Annotated in this window: 1 protein-coding gene; it reads right to left on the bottom strand. The window is 55.3% G+C overall.

Annotation, left to right across the window (positions count from 1 at the left end):
- On the bottom strand, window positions 1-1,475 hold a 1,475-nt coding region (locus BCT27_RS22860; protein WP_198597615.1), incomplete at both ends, for a VCBS domain-containing protein.

Raw genomic sequence — 1,475 nt, forward strand, 5'->3', positions numbered from 1 at the left:
ACGTCAGAAATCGATAGCGTACCAGAGACACTGGTTTCTGGTGTGTCCGCGCCTAAATCAATGCCGCCGGAGGTCACGCCCGTGACCACAGAGGCATCATCGCTGCCTGTTACCGTCACTGTAATTTGGTGCTCAGAGCCATCCGATGCAGTCACTGTGATGGTGTCTGTCGCAGCATCACCATCACCCAGAGATTGTGCATTGTCAGGGTTAACCGTGTAGGTCCACTCGCCGTCCGTCAGTGTTAGGCTGCCGTATTCACCTTCGACTGTGCCGTTTTCAAGGGTCGGTTGTACCGCCGCATCTGGGTCGCTGATGTTGATAGACCCAGAGACAGATGCATCGCCGCCTTCAGCAACAGACGCGCTCAAGTCGCCCGTGACAACTGCGGCATCATCGGTGCCTTCAACCGTCACCGTGATTTGATGGGTGGAGCCATCAGACGCCGTTAAGGTGAAGGTGTCGTTTGCCGATTCCCCGTCTGGCAGGGTTTGTGCACTGCCAGGGTCAACCGTGTACGTCCACTCGCCGTCAGTGAGTGTAAGGCTACCGTATTCACCTTCAATCGTGGTGTTACTGATGGTTGGGTTTTCACCATTATCCACATCACTGATGCTGATAGAGCCCGACACTGTGGTGCCTTGGTCCGTGGTGTTGCCTGTCGTATCGCCCGTCACCACAGCGGCATCATCCGTGCCTGTAATGGTGATGACAATATCTTGAGTAGTACCATCCGACGCTGTCACCGTGATGGTATCCGTCGCGGTATCGCCGTCAGCCAGCGATTGGATCGACGCGCTGTCTGCGGTGTACGTCCATGCGCCATCGACGAGAGTCAATGAACCGTATTCACCCGCCAAGGTGCCATTCGGAATGGTTGGCGTATCGCCAGTGTCCGCATCGGTGATCGTGATGGTGCCTGACGCGGTTTGTGCGCCAGCGTCTTCGGTAATGTTCGCCGTGCTATCACCCGTGATAACTGCTGCATCATCTGTGCCCGTGACATCGACGGTAATTTGTTGCACCGTACCGTCCGACGCCGTCAGTGTGAAGGTTTCTTGCTCGGTTTGATTGTCATTCAGTGCATTGGCTTTAGACGGATCAACCGTGTAAGTCCACTCACCGTCAGTGAGTGTAAGGCTACCGTATTCACCTTCAATCGTGATGTTATCGATGGTTGGGTTTTCACCGTTATCCACATCACTGATGCTGATAGAGCCCGACACTGTGGTGCCTTGGTCCGTCGTGGTGCCGGTGGTATCGCCCGTCACCACAGCGGCATCATCCGTACCTGTAATGGTAATAACGATGTCTTGAGTAGTACCATCCGATGCTGTCACCGTGATGGTATCCGTCGCGGTATCGCCGTCAGCCAGCGATTGGATCGACGCGCTGTCAGCGGTGTACGTCCATGCGCCATCGACGAGAGTCAATGAACCGTACTCACCCGCCAAGGTGCCATTCGGAATGGTTGG

Origin of the sequence: Enterovibrio norvegicus (assembly GCF_002876705.1) — a bacterium.
GTDB lineage: Bacteria > Pseudomonadota > Gammaproteobacteria > Enterobacterales > Vibrionaceae > Enterovibrio > Enterovibrio norvegicus_B.